The organism is Arthrobacter sp. GW460-12-1-14-TSB2 (genome assembly GCF_059423525.1).
The window spans coordinates 291,626-314,238 of record NZ_JBWKYC010000004.1; the positions used below are offsets into that span (position 1 = coordinate 291,626).

At 65.4% G+C, this 22,613-nt stretch carries 22 protein-coding genes; 14 read left to right on the forward strand and 8 right to left on the reverse strand.

All coding sequences use genetic code 11. The features are described from left to right. Positions 1–33: 33 nt before the first annotated feature. The 3 genes from AC07YR_RS08665 to tmk form a co-directional block, all read right to left on the reverse strand. On the reverse strand, positions 34–1,608 hold the full coding sequence (locus AC07YR_RS08665; protein ID WP_436056693.1) for an alpha/beta hydrolase: 1,575 nt from the start codon (positions 1,606–1,608) through the stop codon (positions 34–36). Between the two features lie 69 nt (positions 1,609–1,677). Then, positions 1,678–2,820 carry a DNA polymerase III subunit delta' gene (locus tag AC07YR_RS08670; RefSeq protein WP_436056694.1) on the reverse strand — a complete coding sequence of 381 codons (1,143 nt, stop codon included), beginning with the start codon at positions 2,818–2,820 and terminating at the stop codon, positions 1,678–1,680. After that, positions 2,817–3,509 (reverse strand): dTMP kinase, encoded by a 693-nt coding sequence (tmk, locus tag AC07YR_RS08675; RefSeq protein ID WP_436056695.1) that lies wholly within the window; start codon positions 3,507–3,509, stop codon positions 2,817–2,819. Before tmk ends, AC07YR_RS08670 begins: the two co-directional genes overlap by 4 nt. A gap of 89 nt (positions 3,510–3,598) precedes the next feature. Here tmk and AC07YR_RS08680 point away from each other — a divergent pair, with 89 nt between their 5' ends. Both AC07YR_RS08680 and AC07YR_RS08685 read left to right on the forward strand, forming a co-directional pair. After that, entirely contained in the window at positions 3,599–4,783 is a 1,185-nt protein-coding gene (locus AC07YR_RS08680) for a trans-sulfuration enzyme family protein (RefSeq protein ID WP_436056696.1), read from the forward strand. Positions 4,784–4,792: 9 nt separating this feature from the next. Beyond that, positions 4,793–5,182, forward strand: a complete 390-nt coding sequence (locus AC07YR_RS08685) for a DUF2516 family protein (RefSeq protein ID WP_055800623.1) — start codon at positions 4,793–4,795, stop codon at positions 5,180–5,182. Between the two features lie 51 nt (positions 5,183–5,233). On the opposite strand, the gene AC07YR_RS08690 is transcribed toward AC07YR_RS08685, so the two are convergent. Then, positions 5,234–6,061 (reverse strand): class I SAM-dependent methyltransferase, encoded by an 828-nt coding sequence (locus tag AC07YR_RS08690; protein ID WP_436056697.1) that lies wholly within the window; start codon positions 6,059–6,061, stop codon positions 5,234–5,236. Positions 6,062–6,176: 115 nt separating this feature from the next. On the opposite strand from AC07YR_RS08690, the gene AC07YR_RS08695 reads away from it, so the two are divergent. Beyond that, positions 6,177–6,923 (forward strand): phosphoglyceromutase, encoded by a 747-nt coding sequence (locus AC07YR_RS08695; RefSeq protein ID WP_055800621.1) that lies wholly within the window; start codon positions 6,177–6,179, stop codon positions 6,921–6,923. 77 nt (positions 6,924–7,000) lie between these two features. Here AC07YR_RS08695 and phoU read toward each other — a convergent pair whose 3' ends face one another. Beyond that, positions 7,001–7,663 (reverse strand): phosphate signaling complex protein PhoU, encoded by a 663-nt coding sequence (phoU, locus tag AC07YR_RS08700; protein ID WP_055800618.1) that lies wholly within the window; start codon positions 7,661–7,663, stop codon positions 7,001–7,003. A 203-nt stretch (positions 7,664–7,866) separates the two neighbouring features. Between phoU and AC07YR_RS08705 the strand changes: the two genes are divergently transcribed. Beyond that, a complete protein-coding gene (locus AC07YR_RS08705) occupies positions 7,867–9,087 on the forward strand; it encodes a sensor histidine kinase (RefSeq protein WP_494733723.1) in 1,221 nt (406 codons plus the stop codon). Then, positions 9,084–9,764, forward strand: coding sequence for a winged helix-turn-helix domain-containing protein (locus tag AC07YR_RS08710; RefSeq protein WP_011690590.1), 681 nt, complete (start codon positions 9,084–9,086; stop codon positions 9,762–9,764). Before AC07YR_RS08705 ends, AC07YR_RS08710 begins: the two co-directional genes overlap by 4 nt. Before the next feature lie 120 nt (positions 9,765–9,884). Here the strand turns inward: AC07YR_RS08710 and AC07YR_RS08715 are convergent, their stop codons facing one another. Then, complete coding sequence (locus tag AC07YR_RS08715; RefSeq protein WP_055800613.1) at positions 9,885–10,427, reverse strand: hypothetical protein; 543 nt, start codon at positions 10,425–10,427, stop codon at positions 9,885–9,887. 351 nt (positions 10,428–10,778) lie between these two features. On the opposite strand from AC07YR_RS08715, the gene AC07YR_RS08720 reads away from it, so the two are divergent. The 6 genes from AC07YR_RS08720 to rlmB all read left to right on the forward strand — a co-directional run bounded on the left by AC07YR_RS08720 (position 10,779) and on the right by rlmB (position 15,700). After that, positions 10,779–11,261, forward strand: coding sequence for a CarD family transcriptional regulator (locus AC07YR_RS08720; protein ID WP_011690592.1), 483 nt, complete (start codon positions 10,779–10,781; stop codon positions 11,259–11,261). A gap of 112 nt (positions 11,262–11,373) precedes the next feature. Next, positions 11,374–12,195, forward strand: a complete 822-nt coding sequence (gene ispD, locus AC07YR_RS08725) for a 2-C-methyl-D-erythritol 4-phosphate cytidylyltransferase (protein ID WP_494733712.1) — start codon at positions 11,374–11,376, stop codon at positions 12,193–12,195. Between the two features lie 2 nt (positions 12,196–12,197). Next, complete coding sequence (ispF, locus tag AC07YR_RS08730) at positions 12,198–12,692, forward strand: 2-C-methyl-D-erythritol 2,4-cyclodiphosphate synthase (protein ID WP_436056699.1); 495 nt, start codon at positions 12,198–12,200, stop codon at positions 12,690–12,692. A 68-nt stretch (positions 12,693–12,760) separates the two neighbouring features. Further along, a complete protein-coding gene (locus AC07YR_RS08735) occupies positions 12,761–13,087 on the forward strand; it encodes a hypothetical protein (RefSeq protein WP_055800605.1) in 327 nt (108 codons plus the stop codon). Between the two features lie 44 nt (positions 13,088–13,131). Next, positions 13,132–14,601 (forward strand): cysteine--tRNA ligase, encoded by a 1,470-nt coding sequence (gene cysS, locus AC07YR_RS08740; RefSeq protein ID WP_494733713.1) that lies wholly within the window; start codon positions 13,132–13,134, stop codon positions 14,599–14,601. Positions 14,602–14,713: 112 nt separating this feature from the next. Next, positions 14,714–15,700, forward strand: a complete 987-nt coding sequence (gene rlmB / locus AC07YR_RS08745; protein ID WP_055802360.1) for a 23S rRNA (guanosine(2251)-2'-O)-methyltransferase RlmB — start codon at positions 14,714–14,716, stop codon at positions 15,698–15,700. Between the two features lie 167 nt (positions 15,701–15,867). Here rlmB and AC07YR_RS08750 read toward each other — a convergent pair whose 3' ends face one another. Continuing rightward, positions 15,868–16,686 (reverse strand): carbon-nitrogen hydrolase family protein, encoded by an 819-nt coding sequence (locus AC07YR_RS08750; protein WP_436056701.1) that lies wholly within the window; start codon positions 16,684–16,686, stop codon positions 15,868–15,870. Positions 16,687–16,814: 128 nt separating this feature from the next. Between AC07YR_RS08750 and glgX the strand changes: the two genes are divergently transcribed. The 3 genes from glgX to AC07YR_RS08765 are packed head-to-tail and all read left to right on the forward strand — an operon-like array spanning position 16,815 to position 19,779. After that, a complete protein-coding gene (gene glgX / locus AC07YR_RS08755) occupies positions 16,815–18,929 on the forward strand; it encodes a glycogen debranching protein GlgX (protein ID WP_055800598.1) in 2,115 nt (704 codons plus the stop codon). 21 nt (positions 18,930–18,950) lie between these two features. Then, the gene (locus AC07YR_RS08760; protein ID WP_494733714.1) at positions 18,951–19,415 is read left to right on the forward strand and encodes a guanyl-specific ribonuclease; all 465 of its coding nucleotides are present in this window, start codon (positions 18,951–18,953) and stop codon (positions 19,413–19,415) included. Between the two features lie 7 nt (positions 19,416–19,422). Further along, the gene (locus AC07YR_RS08765; RefSeq protein ID WP_436056703.1) at positions 19,423–19,779 is read left to right on the forward strand and encodes a barstar family protein; all 357 of its coding nucleotides are present in this window, start codon (positions 19,423–19,425) and stop codon (positions 19,777–19,779) included. Positions 19,780–19,906: 127 nt separating this feature from the next. Here AC07YR_RS08765 and glgP read toward each other — a convergent pair whose 3' ends face one another. Then, the gene (gene glgP, locus AC07YR_RS08770) at positions 19,907–22,525 is read right to left on the reverse strand and encodes an alpha-glucan family phosphorylase (RefSeq protein WP_494733715.1); all 2,619 of its coding nucleotides are present in this window, start codon (positions 22,523–22,525) and stop codon (positions 19,907–19,909) included. Between the last annotated feature and the right edge of the window lie 88 nt (positions 22,526–22,613).

A 22,613-nucleotide genomic window follows, 5' to 3' on the forward strand; every position in this document is an offset into this window, starting at 1 on the left:
GCTCGCCAGGGCTAGATCAGGCCGCGGGCCGTCCTAGCACTCCGTGTTGTCCGCGGGCGGCTCTCCGGTCAGGAGGTAGCCGTCCACGGCATCGGTGACGCAGCTGTTCGAGCGGCCGTAGGCGGTGTGGCCCTCGCCCTTCCAGGTCACCAGGGAGGCGTTGCCCAGCTGCTTGCGCAGGGCGCCGGCCCATTCCACGGGGGTCGCGGGATCGCCGGTGGTGCCCACCACCACGATCGGGGCCGAGCCCGGGTACTCCACGGGTGCCGGTGTGCGGGTGCTCTTGTAGGGCCAGTCCTGGCAGTTCGTGCCGCCGTAGGCGAAGAAGTAGCCCAAGGTGGGGGAGTCCTGCCGCAGCTTCTGCTCTTCGGCCCGCATGGCAGCCGGGTCACTGACCATGGGGTAGTCCAGGCAGTTGATGGCGTTGAAGGCGAACGCGCTGTTGGACGTGTACTTGCCGCTCGGGTCGCGGTCGGCGCCGAAGTCTGCCAGCCGCAGCATCGGGGAGGCGTCGCCCTTGAGGGCGGCGTCCAGGGCCTGGGTCAGCAACGGCCAGTTGTCGTCGTTGTACAAAGGCAGGATCAGGCCGCTGACGAAGGCCGAGCCGGTCACCATCCTGCCGTCCTGGGCTCGCCGCGGGTTGGCGTCCACGGACTGCACGACGTCGCGGATCTGCTGGACGCCGCTGTCCACGGTTCCGCTCAGGGGGCAGCCGTTGTCACCGAGGCACTTCTCCACGTACGCGCGGATGGCCTTCTCAAAGGCGCGGGCCTGGCCGCTGGTGAGCTCCTCGTTGCTGAGGGACGGGTCCAGGGCGCCGTCGAGCACCATGCGGCCCACGTTGTCCGGAAACAGCGAGGCATAGGTGGATCCCAGGAAGGTGCCGTAGGAGTAGCCGAGGTAGTTCAGTTTGGCGTCGTTGACCACGGCACGCAGGATGTCCAGGTCCCTGGCGGCGCTGACGGTGTCCACGTGTCCCAGCACGGGGCCGGTCTTTTCGGCGCACTTGGCCGCCGTTGCCTTGTTGTCCGCGACAGCGGCCGCCAGTCCGGCGTCCGAGCTGAGGTCATAGTTCTTTGCCCGGGACTCGTCGCGTTCCTGGTCCGTGAGGCAGGTGACGGGGGAGGACCGCTTCACCCCGCGGGGGTCGAAGCCCACCAGGTCGTAGCTGGCGCGCACTTCACTGGAAATGTTCGTGGCGCCGGCGTCCTTGACGAAGTCGTAGCCGGAACCGCCCGGGCCACCGGGGTTAACCAGCAGGCTGCCAGTCTTCTTGCCCGTTGCCTTCATTTTGAGGGCTGCGATCTCGATGCTGTCGCCGTCGGGCTTGCTGTAATCCAGGGGCACCTTGATTTTGGCGCATTCGAGCTTGTCCTCGCAGGACGTCCAGGAAACTTCCTGCGAGTAGAAGTTCCGAAGCTCTTCGGGAGCCGCTTCGGCGATCGAAGGGTCAGCCTTGGCGGTGCTCCCGCGGCCCGATCCGCCGTCGGGCTGGCCGAACACCGTGCAGCCCGTAAGCGCGAGCAATACGGCCAGGGAGCCAGCAGCTGCCTTGGCCGCGGTCGATCCGGACCGTAACCGCAGGGGCAGACGTCGGGCAGGCTTCATGCAGGACTCCTTGAAGGACTTGGCGTGGGCTCGGGCGAACATACGGCGGCGGGACTGGGCGGGGCGGTACTAGATCAGGCTTGCTGCCATGGATTCGATGGCCAGCAGGGGTGCAACATTGGTGGTGGTGATTCGCTGGCGGGCCTTGTTGATCGCATCCATCCGGGCGAGCGTTGCCTCCGCGCTGGACCGCCCGGCAAACTCGGCCAGCTCGCTCCTGAGTTCAACGTTTACCAATTCTACGGCGTTCCCCATCTGGATGATGAGGACGTCCCGGTAAAACGAGAGAAGGTCCGTGAGCGTCCGGTCAAGGGAGTCGGTGATAGAGCGTTTGGCGCGCCTCTTCTGGTCGTCCTCGAGCTGCTTGAGCTGGCTTCTCATGGCGGGCGGCAGCGTGCCGCTTTCCGGCGCGCCAAGGGTGGCCAGCAGGGCTGCCTTTTCCTCGGCGTCGCGCACTTCGTTGGAACTGTTGGCTTCCTCGGTGGCGATCTTCACCAGCTTTTCGGCCATCAGGACCGCTGCGGTAATGCCCCGCAGCCCCAGCGGGAAGCGGACTGTTTCCATGCGCCGTTCGCGGGCATCGGCGTCCCGGGCAAGCCTGCGGGCAATGCCGACGTGGCTCTGTGCCGCGCGGGCCGCGCGTTCGGCGAGGGCCGGATCCACGCCGTCGCGCCTCACCAGGAGAGCTGCGACGTCGGCGGCCGGTGGAAGCCGCAGCGCCACCGGGCGGCAGCGGGACCGGATGGTAACCAGGACGTCCGCCGGTGACGGTGCGCACAGCATCCACACGGTGCGGGGAGTGGGCTCTTCGATGGCCTTGAGCAACACGTTCGTGGTCCGTTCCGCCATGCGGTCGGCGTCTTCGACAACGATGATCCGCCACCGTCCGGAGGAGGGACGGTTTCCGGCGGTCGAGACCAGGTCCCGTGCTTCATCAATGGTGATGGTGACTTTTTCGGTACGGACGAACGCCACGTCCGAGTGTGTTTCGCCCAGGATGGTCAGGCAGGCTGCGCATTCGCCGCAGCCGCGCCTGGAGACGTCCTCCTGGTCGCAGTTGAGGGCGGCGGCAAAGGCTTTCGCGGCGTTGGACCGGCCGGATCCGGGCGGGCCGGTGAACAGCCAGGCGTGCGTCAGGCCTTCGCCCTGGGCGGCCTGGCGGAGCTGGGCGACGACGGCGGGCTGACCCTGAAGATCGTCCCAGACGGTCACGGGGCCACGCCTTCCCTGGCACCCTGGCGGGACACATGACTCGAACCCTGCCTGGACAGGACCAGCGCGTCCACCCGCGCCAGGATGAGACCCGCCAGTTCGGCGACGGGCAGGTGGGCGGCAAGCACCAGGTAATGGTCCGGACGGTCCGCGGCGAGGTCCAGGAACGCGGTACGGATCTTCGCGTGGAATTCGTCTGCTTCGGATTCCATCCGGTCTTCGGCAGCGTCACCCGCGGTCCGGCGAAGGCGGCCGACGGCGGGGTCGACGTCGAGCAGCACCGTGAGGTCCGGCTGCAGGCCCGCTGTTGCCCACTCGTTCAGGTCACGCACGGCAGCGGTTCCGAGCCCCCGTCCGGCACCCTGGTAGGCCACCGAGGAATCGATGTAGCGGTCCGTCAGCACGATGTCGCCGCGTTCCAGTGCAGGCAGGATGACCTGGTCCGCATGGGCCGCGCGGGACGCGGCAAAGATGAGGGCTTCGGTGCGGGCATCGATATGGCCGTGCCCGTGGTCCAGGACCAGGGACCGCAGTTTTTCGCCAATGGGCGTGCCGCCCGGTTCCCGTGTGCGCAGCACCGTGAAGCCGCGCGAATCAAGGGCCCCGGCCAGCGCCGCGGCCTGCGTGGACTTGCCTGCGCCGTCGCCGCCTTCGAAGGCGATGAACAGTCCGGGGTTCTGGGTACTCACTTAACCAGCCTACCGACAATCACCGACACCGCAGGTGCCGGACCGTAACCGCTTTCCTGCGCTGCGGGCCTCCCACGTAGTCTTTGACCATGAGTCTTTCCGAACAGCAGGCCGCCGCGCTGTCGGCTGAAACGGTGGTTGTGGCCGCCGGCCGCCCGCCCCGCAAACGCGATGCGCCAGTCAACCAGCCCATCGTCCTGTCCTCCACCTATTTCGGGACCGGTCCGCTCGCAGACGGCGACCGTGGCTACGGCCGCTACTCCAACCCCACCTGGGACCCGTTTGAAGAAGCGCTTGGCCAGCTTGAGGGCGCGTCCCTTCCCGGCCTGCTGTACGCCTCCGGCCTGGCCGCCGTCAGTTCAGCGCTGTCCCTCATCCCGGCCGGGGGAGTGCTGGTCATGCCCTCGCACAGCTATGCAGGTTCCCTGGTGATGGCCACCGAACTCGCGGAGAAGGGGCTGTTCGAACTCCGCACCGTGGACATCGCGGACACCGACGCCGTGAAGGCGCTACTGGCTCCGGCGGAGGGCAAACCCGCAAGCATGCTCTGGCTGGAAAGCCCCACCAACCCGATGCTCGGGATCGCGGACATCCGCGCCCTCACCGCTGCCGCCCACGAAGCCGGAGCGATCGTTGTCACCGACAACACCTTTTCCACGCCCCTGGTCCAGCAGCCGCTGAGCCTCGGGTCCGACGTCGTCCTGCACTCGGTCACCAAATACCTGGCCGGGCATTCCGACGTCGTCCTCGGCGCCCTGGTCACCTCGGACGCAGCGATCCGTGCAGCGCTGCTTCACCACCGCATCATCCACGGCGGCATTGCCGGACCGTTCGAGGCCTGGCTTGCACTCCGCGGGCTGCGGACGCTGGCACTGCGCATCGAACGCTCCCAGGCGTCGGCGGCCGTCCTTGCCGACCGGCTGAGCAATCACCCCCGGATCGAGAGCATCCGGTTCCCCGGACTGGAAACCGATCCCGGCCACGAACGCGCCAAGTCACAGATGAAGAGCTTCGGCTCGGTGCTGTGCATCCAGATCGCCCCGGCCGGCGGACTCAGCGGTGCCGATGCGGCCGACAAGCTGGTCCGCGCCCTGCAGCTGTGGCTTCCCGCCACGTCTTTGGGCGGGGTTGAGTCCCTGATTGAACGACGACGGCGCCACGCGGCTGAGCCGGTCAGCGTGCCGGACAATCTGGTCCGCCTGAGCGTGGGGATTGAAAATGTCGAAGACCTTTGGGCCGATTTGGACCAGGCACTGGACGCTCTGGGCGGCTAGGCTGGGGACGTGGACGGAAAAGTGTTGATTAACTACGTCGAGACCGGGGTCTATTTCCTCATGGCGCTCGTGGCGTTTGGTCTTGAAGCGTGGGCATTGTTTGATTGCCTTCGCCACAAGGCGAACGCCTTTGAAGCTGTTTCCAAGCGGACCAAGACGTTCTGGCTGGCACTGACCGGCGGCGCCGTGTTCATTGGCGCCCTGTCACTGTATGGCGGCGCCCAGGCCATGGGCGCCCTGTCACCCAATGGCGGTGGCGGCGGCGGTTTCGGCACGTTCGGCCTGTTCGGTCTCGCGGCAGTGACCGCAGCCTCCGTGTACCTGGCCGACGTCCGGCCCGCCGTGAAGGACGCCGGCCGCGGCGGCAGCCGCAACATGGGCCCGTACGGCCCCTGGTAACCGGGAAACACCCCATTTGCGGGGCGGCGCGAGCTAAAGCGGCCGCGCTACTCAGGCGGCCGGCGCGACAGCGTCCCAGCCCACCGTCAACTCGCCCAGCCGCCATCGTGCCGGTCCGTCCTGGACCGGCCAGCCGTCGTCGAGCATGGACCGGCACATGGCCGTCCACCGTTGTTTGTTGCCGAAAGCGGCCAGTGGCGCTGCATCCAGCCAGGCCTTGTCCAGTGCCTGCAGGAAGCCGTGGATCCTCTCGCCGGGCACGTTCCGGTGGATCAGGGCCTTAGGCAGCCGTTCGGCGATTTCCGAGGGCAGTGCAAAGCCGCCGAAGCGCATGGAGATGCTCAGGCTCAGCGGGCCGCCGGCGTCGAGCGCCACCCACGTGACGCGCCGTCCGATTTCGTCGCAGGTGCCGTCGATGAACAGTCCGTTGGGGCCGAGCCGGCCCCGGACCAGGGCCCAGATGGCCTCCACGTCCGCTTCCTCGTACTGCCGCAGGACGTTGAACGCGCGGACGATCACCGGCTGCCCGGGCACCGGAAGCTCGAAGCCGCCCACATGGAAACTCAGCCCGGCCTGTTCCAGTGCCTTGGCTGCCCGGACGCGTTCGGGTTCGATTTCTATCCCGGCCACCCGGACATCCGGGCGCACTGCAGACAGGCGGTGGAAGAGTTCGACGGCGGTGGCCGGTGAGGCGCCGTATCCGAGGTCGATGACGAGGGGGTTGGATGCCCGGCGCAGCCGCCACGCCTGTGTCCCGGTGAGCCACCGGTCCAGCCGCCGCATCCGGTTGGGGTTGGTGGTGCCGCGGGTCACGTTGCCCACCGGCCGGCCGCTTCTGCCCGCGCCGGCCGCGCCCACCCGTTCAGCTTTTTGCACCACGGGACAAGCTTAACGGAGCAGCTCCCTCGCCGAGCACCGGCGGTCGGGTTAGAGGGAGCTGCAGTGTGATGTAACGCTCGGCGGCACAGCCACCTGCTCGGCTAGGATGAAAACCATGACTTACAAGCTGATTCTGCTGCGCCACGGCCACAGCGAATGGAACGCCAAGAACCTGTTCACCGGCTGGGTGGATGTCGATCTCAACGACCAGGGCCGCGAGGAAGCGGCACGCGGCGGCGAGCTCCTGGTTGAGAACAATGTTCTCCCGGACGTCCTGTACACCTCCCTCCTGAAGCGGGCCATCAACACGGCCAACATCGCCCTGGACAAGGCCGACCGCGGCTGGATCCCGGTCAAGCGTGACTGGCGCCTGAACGAACGCCACTACGGCGCCCTGCAGGGCAAGGACAAGGCGCAGACGCTGGCCGAATACGGTGAAGAGCAGTTCATGGAGTGGCGCCGTTCGTACGACACCCCGCCGCCGGCCCTGGACGACAACAGCGAGTTCTCCCAGGCACACGACCCCCGCTACGCAGACCTGGGTGACGCCCTTCCGCGCACCGAGTGCCTCAAGGACGTCCTGATCCGCCTGATGCCCTACTGGGAATCGGACATCAAGGAAGACCTCAAGGCGGGCAAGACCGTGCTGGTCACCGCCCACGGCAACTCCCTGCGCGCGCTCGTCAAGCACCTTGACGGCATCAGCGACGAAGCCATCGCCGGCCTGAACATCCCCACCGGCATCCCGCTGGTCTACGATCTCGACGAGGACTTCAAGCCGCTGAACCCGGGCGGCACGTACCTCGACCCCGAGGCTGCTGCCGAGTCCATCAAGGCTGTTGCCAACCAGGGCAAAAAGTAAGGCAACGCCTTAACGAACGACGGCGGGCTGGTCACCATTGGTGACCAGCCCGCCGTCGTTCTTCCTGCTCCCGGAAGTCAGCTGATTTCGGTGCTGTGCGGGTGCCACGCGCCGGTGACCAGGTAGGTGACCTTCTGGGCCACTGAAACGCCGTGGTCCGCGAAGCGTTCAAAGTAGCGGCTGGCCAGGGCAACGTCCACCGTGGTGGCCGGCGACTCGTTCCAGTCGCTGCGGGCGATGGCCTTGAAGACGCTCAGGTGGAGGTCGTTGACGGTCGCATTCGCCTTGAGGATGTCGCGGGCAACTTCCAGGTCGCGCGTTTCCAAGAGCTCGGTGAGCTTGTCCGCGATCAGCTGGTCCTGCTCGGCGAAGCTCTTGAACGTATCTGCGAGCTGCGGCGGAATTACGTTGGCCGGATAGCGGAGCCGCGCCAGCTGGGCGATGTGCCGGGCGAGGTCTCCCATGCGCTCCAGCGAGGCGCTCATCCGCAGCGAACCCACGATCATCCGAAGGTCGCTGGCCACGGGCCCCTGCAGGGCCAGGATGTCGATGGCCCGCTCGTCCAGGCTGTTCTGCAGGAAGTCGATCCTTGCATCAGCGGCGATGACATCCTGGGCGAGGTCGACGTCGGCCCCTTCGAAGGCCGTCGTGGCCTTGTTGATAGCCTCGCTGACGAGCTTTGAAATCTCGACGAGCTGCTCGCCCACCTGTGTGAGCTCCTCCTGAAAAACCTTGCGCACTACGCGTCCTTTCCTTGGAAACCTGGCCCCACCGGGTGGCGGCCGGATTTCGTGTCACCGCTCTGCAGTCCAACCAATAACTCTGTCAGTGGCCGGTGAACTGTTACGCACCTATAGGTGAACGTTAGCTGAACCCCGCGGTGAATCGCATCAGATTCGCTTCCGGCGCCCGGGCCAGAGCATAAGCTGGAGCCGTGGATCCTATGCTCATCGGTGTCATCGCAGGCCTCGTCGGCCTGTCATTCGGCATCTTTGGCGTGCTCGCGTTCCGGGTCAGCGAACAGCAGCGCAAGCTGGTGGATGTTGAGTTCGACGAACCGGCACTGCCACCGGGCGCCGCGGAGGTGCTCGCCGTCGTCGGACGGGCTTTCGTTGTGGTTGACGCGATAGACGGCGTCGTGAGGGCGAGCCCTGCGGCCTATGCTTTCGGCCTGGTCCGGGGACACACCGTGGTCCACAAACAGCTGCTGGACATGACCGCGAAGGTGCGGCGCGACGGCGTGATCCTCGAGAAGCAGTTTGAACTGCCCCGCGGGCCGCTGGGGCAGGGGACCATCATCGTCCAGGTCCGGGCAGCCATGCTCGGTGAGGAATACATCCTGCTGCTGGCGGACGACCGGACCGAAATCACCCGTACCGAGGAAATCCGCAACGACTTCGTGGCCAACGTTTCCCACGAACTCAAGACGCCGGTGGGTGCCATTTCCCTGCTGGCTGAGGCGCTCGAATCGTCGGCGGACGACGAAGTGGCGGTCCGCCGCTTTGCCCAGCGCATGCAGAAGGAATCGAAGCGGCTCGCGGCGCTCGTGCAGGACATCATTGAGCTGTCCCGGCTGCAGGGCGCCAGCGTCGCGCAGCAAGCGCACCCGGTGGACATCAACTCCGTGGTCACCGAAGCCGTTGACCGTTCGCAGCTGCCCGCCGAAAGCAAGAACATCTCCATTGTGGTGGGCGGCCGCGTGAACGCCATGGTCTACGGCGACCAGGACCTGCTGGTGACGGCGCTGAGAAACCTGATCGACAACGCCATCCGCTACTCCCCGGAGAACACCCGCGTGGGGATAGGCATGCGCTCCAAAGAGGGCCTGGTCTCCATCTCCGTCACGGACCAGGGGGAGGGCATGAGTCCGGAGGACCAGGAACGGGTTTTTGAACGCTTCTACCGCGTGGACGCCGCCCGGTCCCGGCAAACCGGCGGCACCGGCCTGGGCCTGAGCATCGTGAAACACGTCATCTCCAACCACGGCGGGGAAGTGACGCTGTGGTCGCAGCCCGGCCAGGGGTCCACCTTCACCATTCGGCTTCCAGAGATGGAGGGGCAGGACGACGGCGACGCACGCGCTGCGCCGTCAACGGCCGCCCCCAGCAACTCACCACACAGTAGCGACGCCACCGGCGTCCATGAGCAAGGAGCCAGCGCTTGAGCAGGATTCTCATAGTCGAGGATGAGGAGTCGTTCAGCGACCCTCTGTCCTACCTTCTGGGCAAGGAAGGATTCGAGGTGGAAGTCGTGGACAACGGCCTGGACGCCATCACGGAATTCGACCGGAACGGCGCCGACCTGGTGCTCCTGGACCTCCAGCTGCCCGGCCAATCCGGCACTGAGGTCTGCCGGCAGCTGCGCCAGCGCTCCTCTGTGCCTGTCATTATGCTGACGGCCAAGGACGCTGAAATCGACAAGGTGGTGGGGCTGGAACTCGGCGCCGACGATTACGTCACCAAACCCTATTCGTCCAGGGAACTCGTTGCCCGCGTCAGGGCGGTCCTCCGCCGGCAGGGCGAGCCCGAGGAGCTCATCACCAACACCGTCCAGGCCGGCCCCGTCAGGATGGACGTCGAACGCCACGTGGTGAGCGTCGACGGCGAACAGGTGTCGCTGCCCCTGAAAGAATTCGAACTGCTGGAGATGCTGCTGCGCAATTCAGGCAGGGTATTGACCCGGGGCCAGCTCATCGACCGTGTGTGGGGATCGGACTACGTGGGCGATACCAAGACCTTGGACGTCCACGTCAAGAGGCTCCGCAGCAAGATCGAGCCGGACCCGTCCGCCCCGAGGTACCTTGTGACCGTCCGGGGCCTGGGCTACAAGTTCGAGCCGTAGGCGCACGCCCGCCAACAAAACCGGGACAACAAGCCCCGGCAACAAAACCGCAGATGCAAATAAGGAGGGCCCCCGCGTGGCGGGAGCCCTCCTTATTGCTGTGGTGGTCTGTTGTGCCGGTTAGTGGCCCGCGCTGGTCGAAGGCGTGGGGGTCGGCGTGGCCGACTCCGAGCCGGTGGGCTCACTGCCTTCCGGCAGGTACTCCTTGTACTCGGGGAGGGTGGCGTCCAGGACGGGGACCTTGACCTTGGCAGTCTGGTTGGTGCCGTCCTCGGAGATAGTGACCTCGGACAGGGAACCGGGGTTTGCGCCCGTGCTGCTGAGGATAGCCGGATCCGTGGACTCGTTGAGGAGCGCGTACGAATTCTGCTTCACGGACACCTCCGTCTGCGAGCCGCGCGCACCCTTGATGGTCAGCTTGACGTCGCTGGAGGAGGAGTTGTAAACGGCGCCGACCACGCGGCCCTGCTTGTCCTCGCCAGCGGAAACGATCATGAAGTTACGGAGCTGGAGGGGACCGAGGTCTTCCCGGGTTCCGTCCGACGCAGAGTACTGCTCAGAGGTCTGCTGCGGGTTGATGTAGCCGCAGCCGGTCACGGACAGCAGGCCGATGGCAAGTGCTGCCGTTGCCATTGCCAGCTTGCCGCGCTGGCCCCGGTTCATCGCAGTGAAACGCACGTCACGCACTCCTTGAGAGTCTTGAAACATTATTCAGCCATAGCCTATCCTCTTGCGGTCTCAAACAAGGATTCGGGCAGTACACATTCACGTCCGGAAAGCAGTCTCCTCCCGGCCGTTCACTGCATGGCCGGCTGTGCCGGAACCCGGCCGGCGACCGGCCGGACCCGCCCTTGGCGCAGACTCCTTGATGCACTAATATCCGCATCCGTCAAGGGGTTGGAGGGGGTCGATTGGCCCCATTTTCCTTGTATTTCCGCGGTTCGCGGCCCCGATCCGTGCCAGTTGTATGCCTGAATCGTGATAAACTGGTCTGCGGGAAAGGGGAAAGTCCACATGGTTTTTGAGGTCGGCGAGACAGTAGTTTACCCTCACCACGGTGCAGCAAAAATTGAAGAAATCAAGATGCGCACCATCAAGGGCGAAGAGAAGATGTATCTCAAGCTCAAGGTGGCTCAGGGTGATCTGACCATTGAAGTTCCAGCAGAGAACGTTGACCTTGTTGGTGTTCGTGACGTAGTGGGCAAAGAAGGTTTGGAGCATGTCTTTGACGTGCTGCGGGCCGAGTTCACTGAAGAGCCTACCAACTGGTCGCGTCGTTACAAGGCAAATCTGGAGAAGCTTGCTTCCGGGGACGTCATCAAGGTGGCAGAGGTCGTTCGTGACCTGTGGCGCCGTGATCACGACCGCGGCCTTTCCGCAGGTGAGAAGCGTATGCTGGCCAAGGCCCGCCAGATTCTGATTTCAGAATTGGCGCTGGCTGAAAAGACGGATGAAGAGAAGGCTGCAAGCGTTCTCGACGAAGTCTTGGCTTCCTAAGAATTGAACCCCGGTGGCTCACCAGCCGCCGGGGTTTCTTTTTGCCCTTTTTTAGGAGAATCCCGGGATTTTGCCGGGCGTCGGGTGCGCGCAGGCACGTAGTGTTGTGCCCATGAGTGCAACAGAATTTTCGGCCGGGTCCGGGCCGGATGCCGGGGACCGCGCTGTCAGCCCCGTCGTCGCCGTCGTGCTGGTGGCGGCCGGATCAGGGCAGCGGCTTGGTTATGGCATGCCCAAGGCCAGGGTTCCCCTCGGCGGAGAGCCCATCCTGATCCATGCCCTTCGCGGGGTAGTGGCGTCCGGCGTCGCCCAGCAGGTCTGCATAGCGTTGCCGGCCGGCGACGGCGCACTGCGGCGGATGTGCGATGACTTCAAGGCTGAACTCGTCGATGGCGGGCCGCTGCTGACGGTCGTCGACGGCGGCGCGACGCGGGCCGACTCCGTGCGGTCCGCATTGGAGGCATTGGAAGACGGCACCCAGGCGGTGCTGGTCCACGACGCCGCGCGTGCCCTGACCCCGGAGTCCGTCTTCCACCGTGTGGTGGACTCCCTGGCGGCAGGAGCCCTGGCAGTCATCCCGGTGATACCCGTGGTGGACACCGTCAAGACCGTTGAAGCGACGAAAGCCGAAGACGCCCGTATCGCGCCGGAGGTGGTGGTGGGCACGGCGCCGCGGGAGAAGCTCCGGGCCGTGCAGACGCCGCAGGGATTCGACCTTGCCACGCTCCTGAAGGCGCACCGGGAGGTGGCAGGATTCGACGAAGCCCAGGCCGCCGCCATCACCGATGACGCCATGCTGGTGGAACGCCTGGGTGTTCCTGTCCATGCTGTCCGCGGAGCCAGCCAGTCACTCAAGATCACCACTCCCTTGGACCTCATCATCGCGGAGGGCCTGCTGGAAGGTCCCCTGGGCGCACGCTGGGTGGAGGGCTGAGTATGGCGGCTCCCATCATTCCCAGAACCGGAATCGGCATTGATGTCCACGCTTTCGCGTCCCCTGACAGCCCTCGGGAGTTGTGGCTCGGCGGTCTCCTATGGGAGGGCCAGCAGGGCCTGGCCGGCCACTCCGACGGCGACCCCGTAGCCCACGCGGCAGCTGATGCACTCTTCTCGGCAGCCGGGATCGGGGATCTCGGCACGCATTTCGGCACGGACCGGCCGGAATTCGCAGGTGCCTCCGGAGTGACCCTCCTGGCCGAGGCCGCCCGCATTGTCCGGACGGAAGGCTTCGAGATCGGCAACATCGCAGTGCAGTTCGTAGGCAACAGACCCAAATTCGGTCCCCGCCGGGAGGAGTCCCAGGCGGTCCTCACGGCGGCGGCGGGTGCGCCCGTCAGCGTCAGCGCCACCACCAGCGACGGCCTCGGCTTCACGGGCCGCGGCGAAGGCATCTCGGCCCTCGCCACAGCACTGGTGTACCGGGCGGGCTGAGGCGAAGGGCGCCTTTCGCCTAGGCTTAAGGGAGCCCTTCCTTTGCCGAACACCCCAGGAGACCCCTCGTGAACAAGCCGCTTGCCGCCGTCGTACTCGTTGCAGGGATGCTGCTGAGCGGATGCGGCACTCCGAAGATGAGCGTCGAGGAGAGCTGCAAATTCCTCAACGGGGACACGTTCGTGCCAACCGGAAACCAGCAGCAGCAGGCTGACCAGATCGCCAAGCATTACCAGGAAGTGGCGGACAAGGTAGCCCCCGAGGTTGCCGGGCCCATCCAGAAAATGGCCGACATCATGAAGAAGGTCGCGAGCACTTCACTGGGTACCAAGAGCGCCGAACAGACCGCGCAGCTGAGCGAGCAGAACAATAAGATCGGCGAAGTCTGCAAATAGCCCGGATGGGCCCCGGCGCAAAGGCCATCGGCTAATCTGGAGCGGTGACCCTGCGCTTTTACGACACAGCATCCGCCGAAGTCCGCGACTTCGTCCCTCTGATCCCGGGCAGGGTGAGCCTGTACTACTGCGGTGCGACGGTGCAGGGCCTGCCGCACGTGGGGCACATCCGGTCCGCCATCGCCTTTGACCAGCTCACCCGCTGGCTGGAGTACCGCGGTTTCCGCGTGACGGTGGTCCGCAATGTCACCGACATCGACGACAAGATCCTCGCCAAGTCCGCCCTCTCGTTTGAACCGGACTTCGAAGAAAGCCCGGATGATATCCGCGAAGAGGAGTGGTGGGCTCTGGCCTACCGCTATGAGCAGGCGTTCCTCAAGGCGTACGACACCCTGGGTGTGTCCCGTCCTACCTACGAGCCGCGCGCCACCGGTCACATTCCGGAGATGCATGCGCTGATCCAGCAACTCATCGACCGCGGCCACGCCTACCCTGCCCTCGACGATTCCGGCGACGTCTATTTCGACGTCCGCTCCTGGAACCGCTACGGGTCGCTCACGCGCCAAAAGATCGATGACATGCAGGGAGCTCCCGACGCCGACCCCCGGGGGAAGAAGGACCCGAGGGACTTTGCGCTGTGGAAGGGACACAAGGAAGGCGAGCCGACGACGGCGAGCTGGGTTTCGCCCTGGGGCACCGGACGTCCGGGCTGGCACCTGGAGTGCTCGGCCATGGTCACCAAATACCTCGGCACCGAGTTCGACATCCACGGCGGCGGACTGGACCTCCGGTTCCCGCACCATGAGAACGAGATGGCCCAGTCCCAGGCGGCAGGCCACGCCTTCGCCAACTTCTGGATGCACAACGGCATGGTGACCTACCAAGGCGAAAAGATGTCCAAATCCATCGGCAATACGGTCAGCCCCGCGGAAATGCTGGAGCTCGCTTCGCCGCGGGTGGTCCGGTACTACCTCGGCCAGGCGCAGTACCGGTCTGTCCTGGACTACCAGCCAACGTCGCTGCAGGAAGCAGCTGCCGCGGTGGAGCGGATTGACGGGTTTATCGCCCGTGCAGTGCGTACTTTGTCCGACAGTGTTGTTTCCGGCGCGGCCGAACTCCTGTTCGGCACCCATGGCCAAGTACCTGATGCCTTCGCCGCGGCCATGGACGACGACCTCAACGTTCCGCAGGCGCTGGCGGCCCTGCACGACACCGTGCGGGCCGGGAACACAGCCCTCACTGCCGGCGACAACGCAGCCGCCAGGGCAGCCCTGGATTCCGTCACCGATATGCTGCACGTCCTGGGCCTCAACGACGTAGCGGCCCCCGCCCGGGACAACCAGGCGGACGCAGCCCTGGGCGTCCTCGTCGAAGCCCAGCTTGGTGCCCGGGCACAGGCGCGGGCCACCAAGGACTGGGCGGCTTCCGACGCCATCCGGGATACCCTGACAGCGGCCGGCGTCATTGTCGAGGACGGCCCGGACGGTGCCAGCTGGAGCCTCAAGCGCGGCTGAGCCGTGGCAGGCAGGATGCCCGACAGGGCGACCACAGGGCGCTGGGCGGGCGATTTAACCTGAGTAAGTAGACTGGAGGTCAGACTTACTCAACAAAGCAAGGGTGAAACTCATGGCCAACAACGGTCGCCGGTCGGTCAAAGCAAAGAAGGGCCCCACTATCGGAACGGGTGGCCACGGCCGCAAAGCCCTCGAGGGCAAGGGCCCCACTCCCAAGGCGGAGGACCGCCCGTACCACAAGGCCCACAAGAACAAGCAGCTCGCCGAGCGGTCCGCCGCCAAGCGTCCGGGCGCACCCCGCGGCGCAGGTGCCCGTTCGGGCCCGAAGGGCCGTGCCACGGAGGAAGTCGTCACGGGACGCAACTCCGTCGTTGAAGCGCTGCGCGCCGGAATCCCCGCCAAGGCCCTCCACGTTGCCATCCGCATCGAAATGGACGACCGCGTCAAGGAGTCCCTCAAGCTTGCGGCCGAACGCGGCATTCCGCTGATGGAAACGGGCAAGCCTGAGCTGGACCGGATGACGGACGACGCCATCCACCAGGGACTTGTGCTGCAGATTCCGCCGTACGAGTACCAGGACGCGTACGAGCTCGCCGAGGAAACCGTCGAGAGCTGGAAGAAGGGCCACGTGTCCAACGCGCCGCTCTTCGTCGCCCTGGACGGCATCACGGACCCGCGCAACCTCGGCGCGATCATCCGGTCCGTGTCGGCATTCAGCGGCCACGGCGTCATCGTCCCGGAACGCCGCTCGGTCGGCGTCACTGCCTCAGCCTGGAAGACCAGCGCCGGCGCAGCCGTCCGGGTTCCCGTGGCGCGCGCCGCCAACCTGAACAACACCCTCAAGGCGTTCAAGAACATGGGCATCTACGTGCTCGGCCTGGACGGCGACGGCGACGTGTCGCTGCCGGACCTCAGCCTGGCCAAGGAACCCGTATGCATCGTGGTCGGCTCCGAAGGCAAGGGCCTGAGCCGCCTGGTCCGCGAAAACTGCGACCAGATCGTCTCCATCCCGATCGACTCCGCCATGGAATCGCTCAACGCCTCCATGGCAGTCGGCATCTCCCTGTACGAAGTCTCCAGGCAGCGCGCAGTTAAGTAGCAGGCGCGGTGCGGAGTGGGCGGCACGGCCGCCATCCTCCGCGTGCTGCTCCTTCGTCGCTTTGACGCACGCTTCCGGATGCCAGCAGTGCCGCCCAACGCTCCATCACTTCCTGCAACATAACCAGAAATGCTCTCTCGCCTTCGGTGAGGGAGCATTTCTGGTTATTAGAACGCGTGGCGGTTGGCGAGGACCGGGAGCTTTGTCCGGGCATCCTTGACGACGGCGGGGTCCAGGTCAGCGAACAGCAGCCCGGTCCCGCCGTCGAGCTCTGCCAGGACCTCACCGAGCGGCGAAACGACGGCGGAGTGCCCCACGCCGGTGGGCGCGGATCCCTTGGTTTCGATGCCTTCGGTGGCGGGATCGCCCTGGCCGCAGGCCAGCACATACGTAGTGGTGTCCACGGCGCGGGCGCGAGCCAGGAGGCGCCACTGGTCGACTTTCCCGGGCCCGGACCCCCAGGAAGCACACACAATATTGGCCTCGGCGCCGCGGTCTGCATTGGCTGTGAACAGCGCCGGGAAACGGATGTCGTAGCAGGTGGCAAGGCCGAAACTGATGCCGCCGAGCTCAAAGGTCACCGCCCGGGTACCTGCCTCCACAGTGTCTGATTCGGCGAATCCAAAGGCATCGAAGAGGTGGATCTTGTCGTAGCTCGCCTCCACGCCCGGACCGGTGGCAACCAAGGTATTGCGCACTTTCCTCGGGCTGTCGCCGGAGCCATCACCTGACTGCCCCGGGGTGAACATGCCCGCCACGATCACGATGCCGATTTCGCCGGCAATGCCGCGCACCCGGGCAGCCCAGGGGCCGTCCAGCGGCTCGGCAATGTCCACGAGCGAATTCCCGAAGGCGCGCATGGTGGCTTCGGGGAAGACCACCAATTCCGCGCCGCCTTCTTTCGCTTTGCGGGCGAATTTTTCCAAAATGTCCAGATTCGCGGAAATATCGCGGCCTGTAACTACCTGAGCAAGTGCAACTCGCACAATTACCTCCAACGTGGCGTCTCACTTCAGTATGCAACCCAGGATGGGACGCTGAACAAGGCCAGCCCTTTTCCCGACACATTGCGGAGAATATCGGACATTTGTGTGGCACAGCTAATATTTAAGCAATGGTCATGCCACTCCTAGACACAGCCTCAACCGTGGACGCCTCCCGGCCGTTTCCACTGGGTATCAGCGTTCCGCGCACGGGCTCTCCGGCAACGGACGATCCTCAGAGTGCCTGCGCCAACGTCGCGGTTTACGCGCCCGGGGTGGCCACGCTGGAAATCGCCTACTGTGCGCCCGGCGGAACGTGGCAACTGAAGACCCTGCCTAACATCACCAACGACGTCCACCACGGCATTGTGGACGGCTTCCCGGTGGGTTCGCGCTACGGCTTCCGCTCCTCGTCCGAGGATGATGCCCTGCCGGTGTCAGTGCCAACCGTGGCTTTCGACGACGACGGCGAGCAGCCGCTGCTGCTGGATCCCTACGGCCGGGCAGTGGATCAGCGCGACGGGTTCCTCAGTAACGTCCGCATGTCCGGCGGATTCGACTGGGGCGGGGACCGGAACCCGCATGTCTCGTGGCGGAACACCATCATTTATGAAGCCCACGTCCGTGGCCAAAGCATGCTGCACCCGGACATCCCCGAGGAACTCAGGGGCACGTACGCCGGCATGGCGCACCCGGCAATGATTGAACACCTTACCGGCCTGGGGATCACCTCGGTCCAGCTGTTGCCTGTCCATTTCCATCTGGACGAACCCCATCTCCAGAACCTGGGCATGACCAATTACTGGGGCTACAACACGGCGGCCTTTTTTGCCCCGCACCCGGCCTACGCCACCCAGGCCGCCCAGGCGGCCGGTCCGCAGGCGGTGCAGGATGAATTCAAGGGCATGGTCAAGCTCCTGCACGCAGCGGGGCTGGAAGTCATCCTGGACGTTGTGTACAACCACACCGCCGAGGGCGGTCCCGACGGCCAGACGCTCAGCTTCCGCGGGCTGGGGGAGAAGCAGTACTACCGGAACGACGGCCACGGCCGGTACATCGACACCACCGGATGCGGCAACAGCCTGAACTTCGGCCACCCCCGCGTGGTCCAGCTGGTCCTCGACTCGCTGAGGTACTGGGTGGAGGAGTTCCACATCGATGGTTTCCGCTTCGACCTTGCGGTCACGCTCTGCCGCAATGCCGCGAACGACTTCGATCCGCACCACCCCTTCCTCGTGGCCATTGCCGCTGATCCGCTGCTGTCCTCCGTCAAACTGATTGCCGAGCCGTGGGATGTGGGTTACGGCGGCTGGCAGACCGGACGCTTCCCGCCCGGCTGGGTGGACTGGAACGACCACTACCGTGACGCGCTGCGCTCCTTCTGGGTCGGGGACCGGGCCGCGATCGACGCAGGCGGCCAGGGCGGTTCCGTTGCGCGCCTCGCAGATTCCATTTCGGGCTCAGCCGGCCTTTTTGCGGAATCGGGACGGTCCCGCATGGCCTCGCTCAACTTCTTCACGTCGCACGACGGTTTTACCTTGGCTGACCTTGTGTCCTATGACCGCAAACACAACGAGGCCAACGGCGAGCAGAACCGGGACGGCCACGGCGACAACCGCAGCTACAACCACGGCTTCGAGGGACCGACTGAAGACGAGGAAATCCTGGCGCTCCGGGCCCAGACCAGCCGCAACCTGATGGCCACCCTGATGGTGTCCATGGGCATCCCCATGATCACCGCGGGAGACGAGATCGGCCGCACGCAGCAGGGCAACAACAACGCTTACTGCCAGGACAACCCCATCACCTGGCTGGACTGGACCAGCACACCGGAGTCCCATGCCATGCTCCGGAGCACCAAGCGGGTCATCCGTCTGCGTAAGGAGTTCCTGGCGGGCCAGCCGCACCACTATCCCTCGCGGGACAAGCAGGCCTACCTGCACTGGTTCGACGAACACGGCAAGCCCATGTCCATGGATCGCTGGAATGATCCGCAACACCGTGTGGTCCAGCTGCTGCTGGGCTCGGACGACGGCCAGGTGGACGGACTCGTGGTGGTCAACGGCAGCGCCCACGACATCAAGATCACCCTGCCCGACATCAGCAACGACGACGGCACGGGCAAGCGGCTGTTCGAACTCCGGTTGACCACGTCGGAACTCCACGACCGCCGTCAAGGAGTCCGAGTAGCCGCCGGCGAACGCGACGTGGCGCAGTCCAACACCATCAGCATCTACCGCACGTAGGGTTCTGCAGATGGGGACGTCATGAGGGGGATCGGGAGGCTCCTGACGCTGGCTGCGGTCCTGGTGCTGGTGGTCGGTTTGGGCATGATGCTGTCCAGCACGCAGGAGAGCCCGGTCAGCCCGGGCGCTCCCACGGGTTCGACGGCGGCACCCGCTCCCACGGGTTCGACGGCGGCGTCCGCGCCCGCCGTCGACGGTTCCGGCCTGGAAGCCGTGGCCGCGTCCAGCCTGCCGCGGGAGGCACGGGAGACGCTGGACCTGATTGCCCGCGGCGGGCCCTACCCGTATTCCCGTGACGGCGCGGTTTTCAGCAACTTTGAGCGCCTGCTGCCGCGGAAGCCGAGCGGCTACTACAAGGAATTCACGGTCAGGACCCCCGGTGAATCGGACCGGGGTGCCCGCCGGATTGTCGTGGGTGAAACCGGCGAGAAATACTACACACCTGACCACTACGAATCGTTTCTTCAAATTCTGGAAGGCAAATAGAGCACGAATGAAGATTTACTCCGCTGACACCTGGACCATCGATGAGCTCCGCGAGCAGGCGTCCGACGCCGGCCGCCGGGTCCTGGTGATCCCCGCCGCCGATACGAAGAAAGCAGTGCTCCAGACATTCGGGGAAATCCTGGATTTCCCCGAACACTACGGAGTTAACCTTGATGCACTCAACGATTCGCTGCACGACTTCGCCGACACGGTCACGGACGATGGCAAGGAACCGCTGACGTTCATCTGGCAGGTGCCGGCCGTCTTCCGTTCGGACCGGTCGTTCGGCATCATCTGCGAAATCCTGCAGGATGCGGAGAGCTATGCGGGCAAGAGCCTGTCCGTGATCACCGTCTGCCTCTAACCGGATAACCGGACCCTCTCTCACTTCGGGTCGCCTAATACCGGGTCGCTCCCTCACCTTTCGCTGTTAAAGACGTAACGCTCCCTCACTGTGAACCGAGTGAGGGAGCGTTACAGCCGACGGCGGATCAGGCGTTGACGATGAGTCCAAGTTCCGCCCGCGAGGCGAGGGCCGGATGCTTGGGCAGCACGCGCACCGTGTAGCCGAAGGATCCGGACCGGTCGATCAGCAGTGAGCCGCTGAAGAGGTAGCGTCCCTTGCCGAGGTCCTCCTTGGGCACCAGGTCCGCCACCGTGACGTCGACCAGTTCGTCGCTTTCCTCGGCGCGGCCGAACGCAACCTCCACGACGACGTCGTCCGGGTCGAGGTTGTGAAGCGCGATGTAGGCGTTCACCTGCAGGGTGTCACCGATCTGGGGGTCCTCGGACACGCCAACCGAGTCGACGTGCTCCACCTGGATCTGGGGCCACGCAGCGCGGATCTGTGATGTCCAGGCCGCCAGGGACTTCGACTGGGCGAAATTGTCCGCGCCGGCCCGGCGCCCGGCGATCGCCGCGGGGCGGTAGAGGATGTTCACGTAGTCCTGCAGCATCCGCTCAGCGGAGACCGCCGGGCCCAGATGCGCCATGGTGTGCTTGATCATCGATACCCAGTGTGTGGGCACCTTCTGCGGTCCGGGCTCCGAAGGTCCTGCCGCTCCGGCGCCGTCGGACACGGTGAGCCCGTAAAAGCGCGGAGCCACCTGCGTTTCGAGCAGCTCATACAACGCCGCAGCTTCAATGTCGTCCCGTTCCTCGGGTGACGCGTTGTTGTTGGCCGTGGGGATGGCCCAGCCGTTTTCGCCGTCGTACATCTCGTCCCACCAGCCGTCCAGCACCGAAAGGTTCAGCGAACCGTTGATGGCCGCCTTCATGCCGGACGTGCCGCAGGCTTCCAGCGGGCGCAGCGGATTGTTCAGCCAGACGTCGCAGCCTGGAAAGAGCGTGCGAGCCATGGCGATGTCGTAGTTGGGCAGGAACGCGATCCGGTGGCGCACCTCGGGATCGTCGGTGAACCGGACCAGGTCCTGGATCATCTTCTTGCCTGCATCATCCGCCGGGTGGGACTTGCCGGCAATGACGATCTGGATCGGGTGCGTCTCGTGCAGCAGCAGGGCTTTGAGCCGGGCTGGTTCCCGGAGCATCAGGGTAAGCCGCTTGTACGTGGGCACACGCCGGGCGAAGCCGATGGTGAGGATGTCCGGGTCCAGCACCGAATCGGTCCAGCCGAGCTCGGCGTCTGCCGCCCCGCGCTTCTTCCACGCCGCGCGAAGCCGCTTGCGGACGTCCTCCACGAGCGAGACACGCATTTCACGGCGGAGGGCCCAGACGTCCTCGTCACTGACGTTGTAGGCGAGGTCCCAGCGGCCTGTGGCTTCCGCTTCGGCGCCGAACTGGTCACGGGCCAGCTTCGAAACACGGCTGTCCACCCACGTGGGGACGTGGACTCCGTTGGTCACGGAGGTGATGGGAACCTCGGAGTGGTCGAATCCCGGCCAGAGGGCCGAGAACATCCCGCGGGACACCACGCCGTGGAGCTTCGCCACCCCGTTGGCGCGCTGTGCCAGCCGCAACCCCATCACGGCCATGTTGAACACCGCGGGATTGCCATCTGCAAAGTTTTCGCGGCCCAAATCCAGGATCCGGGACACCGGAACGTCGGGAGCCAGTCCGGCCTCGAAGAAGTGCTGGATCTGGGACACCTCGAACCGGTCGATGCCTGCCGGGACCGGCGTGTGCGTGGTGAAGACGGTGGAGGCACGACCCGCCGCGAGGGCTTCCTCCCAGGTCAGCGGGCTGTCCGACGACATGAGCTCCTGGATGCGCTCAACGCCAAGGAATCCGGCGTGGCCTTCGTTGGTGTGGAACACCTCCGGTGCCGCGCAGCCCGTGAGGCGCTGGTAGACGCGCAGCGCCTTCACTCCGCCCATGCCCAGCAGAAGTTCCTGCTGGAGGCGGTGGTCACCGCCGCCACCGTACAGGCGGTCGGTGATGCCGCGGGCGGCGTCGTCGTTGCCCGGCACGTTCGAATCGAGCAACAGCAGCGGGACACGCCCGACGTCGGCACGCCAGATGTGTGCCAGCAGCCGGCGGCCGTGGGGGAGCGGCAGCGAGATCTGGATGGGTTTGCCGTTGCCGTCGGGGGCGTCCTCCCGAAGGAGTGTCAGCGGGAGGCCGTCCGGGTCGAGGACCGGATACGTTTCCTGCTGCCAGGCGTCCCTGGACAGGGACTGCTTGAAATAGCCGGCCTGGTAAAGCAGGCCGACGCCGATGAGCGGCACGCCGAGGTCAGATGCAGCCTTAAGGTGGTCGCCCGCCAGGATTCCCAGGCCGCCGGAATACTGCGGCAAAACTTCGGTGATTCCGAATTCCGGTGAGAAGTAGGCGATACAGGACGGGGCGTCGTCACCCAGGCTCTGGTACCAGCGGGGCTGATCCAAGTAGCGGTCCAGGTCTTCAGCGGCAGCATGCACGCGCCGGACGACGTCCTGGTCCGCGGCCAGCCGCTGCAGCTCCTCGCGGCTCACCAAGCCGAGGAAACTTACGGGATCATGGGCGCTCTCATCCCAAATTGCGGGGTTCAGTCCCTCAAAAAGCTCCCTGGTGGGGCGGTGCCACGACCACCGCAGGTTAGTGGCCAATCTGGCCAGCGGCCGGATAGATTCCGGAAGTACGGTTCGGACAGTAAATCTGCGGATAGCCTTCACCTGCGTCACACTAACGGACAAGATGAGCCGCAGGAACAGGTTTTGGTTTCTTTTAGGTAAATGACGGATTGCTCGGAGAAAAACGGAA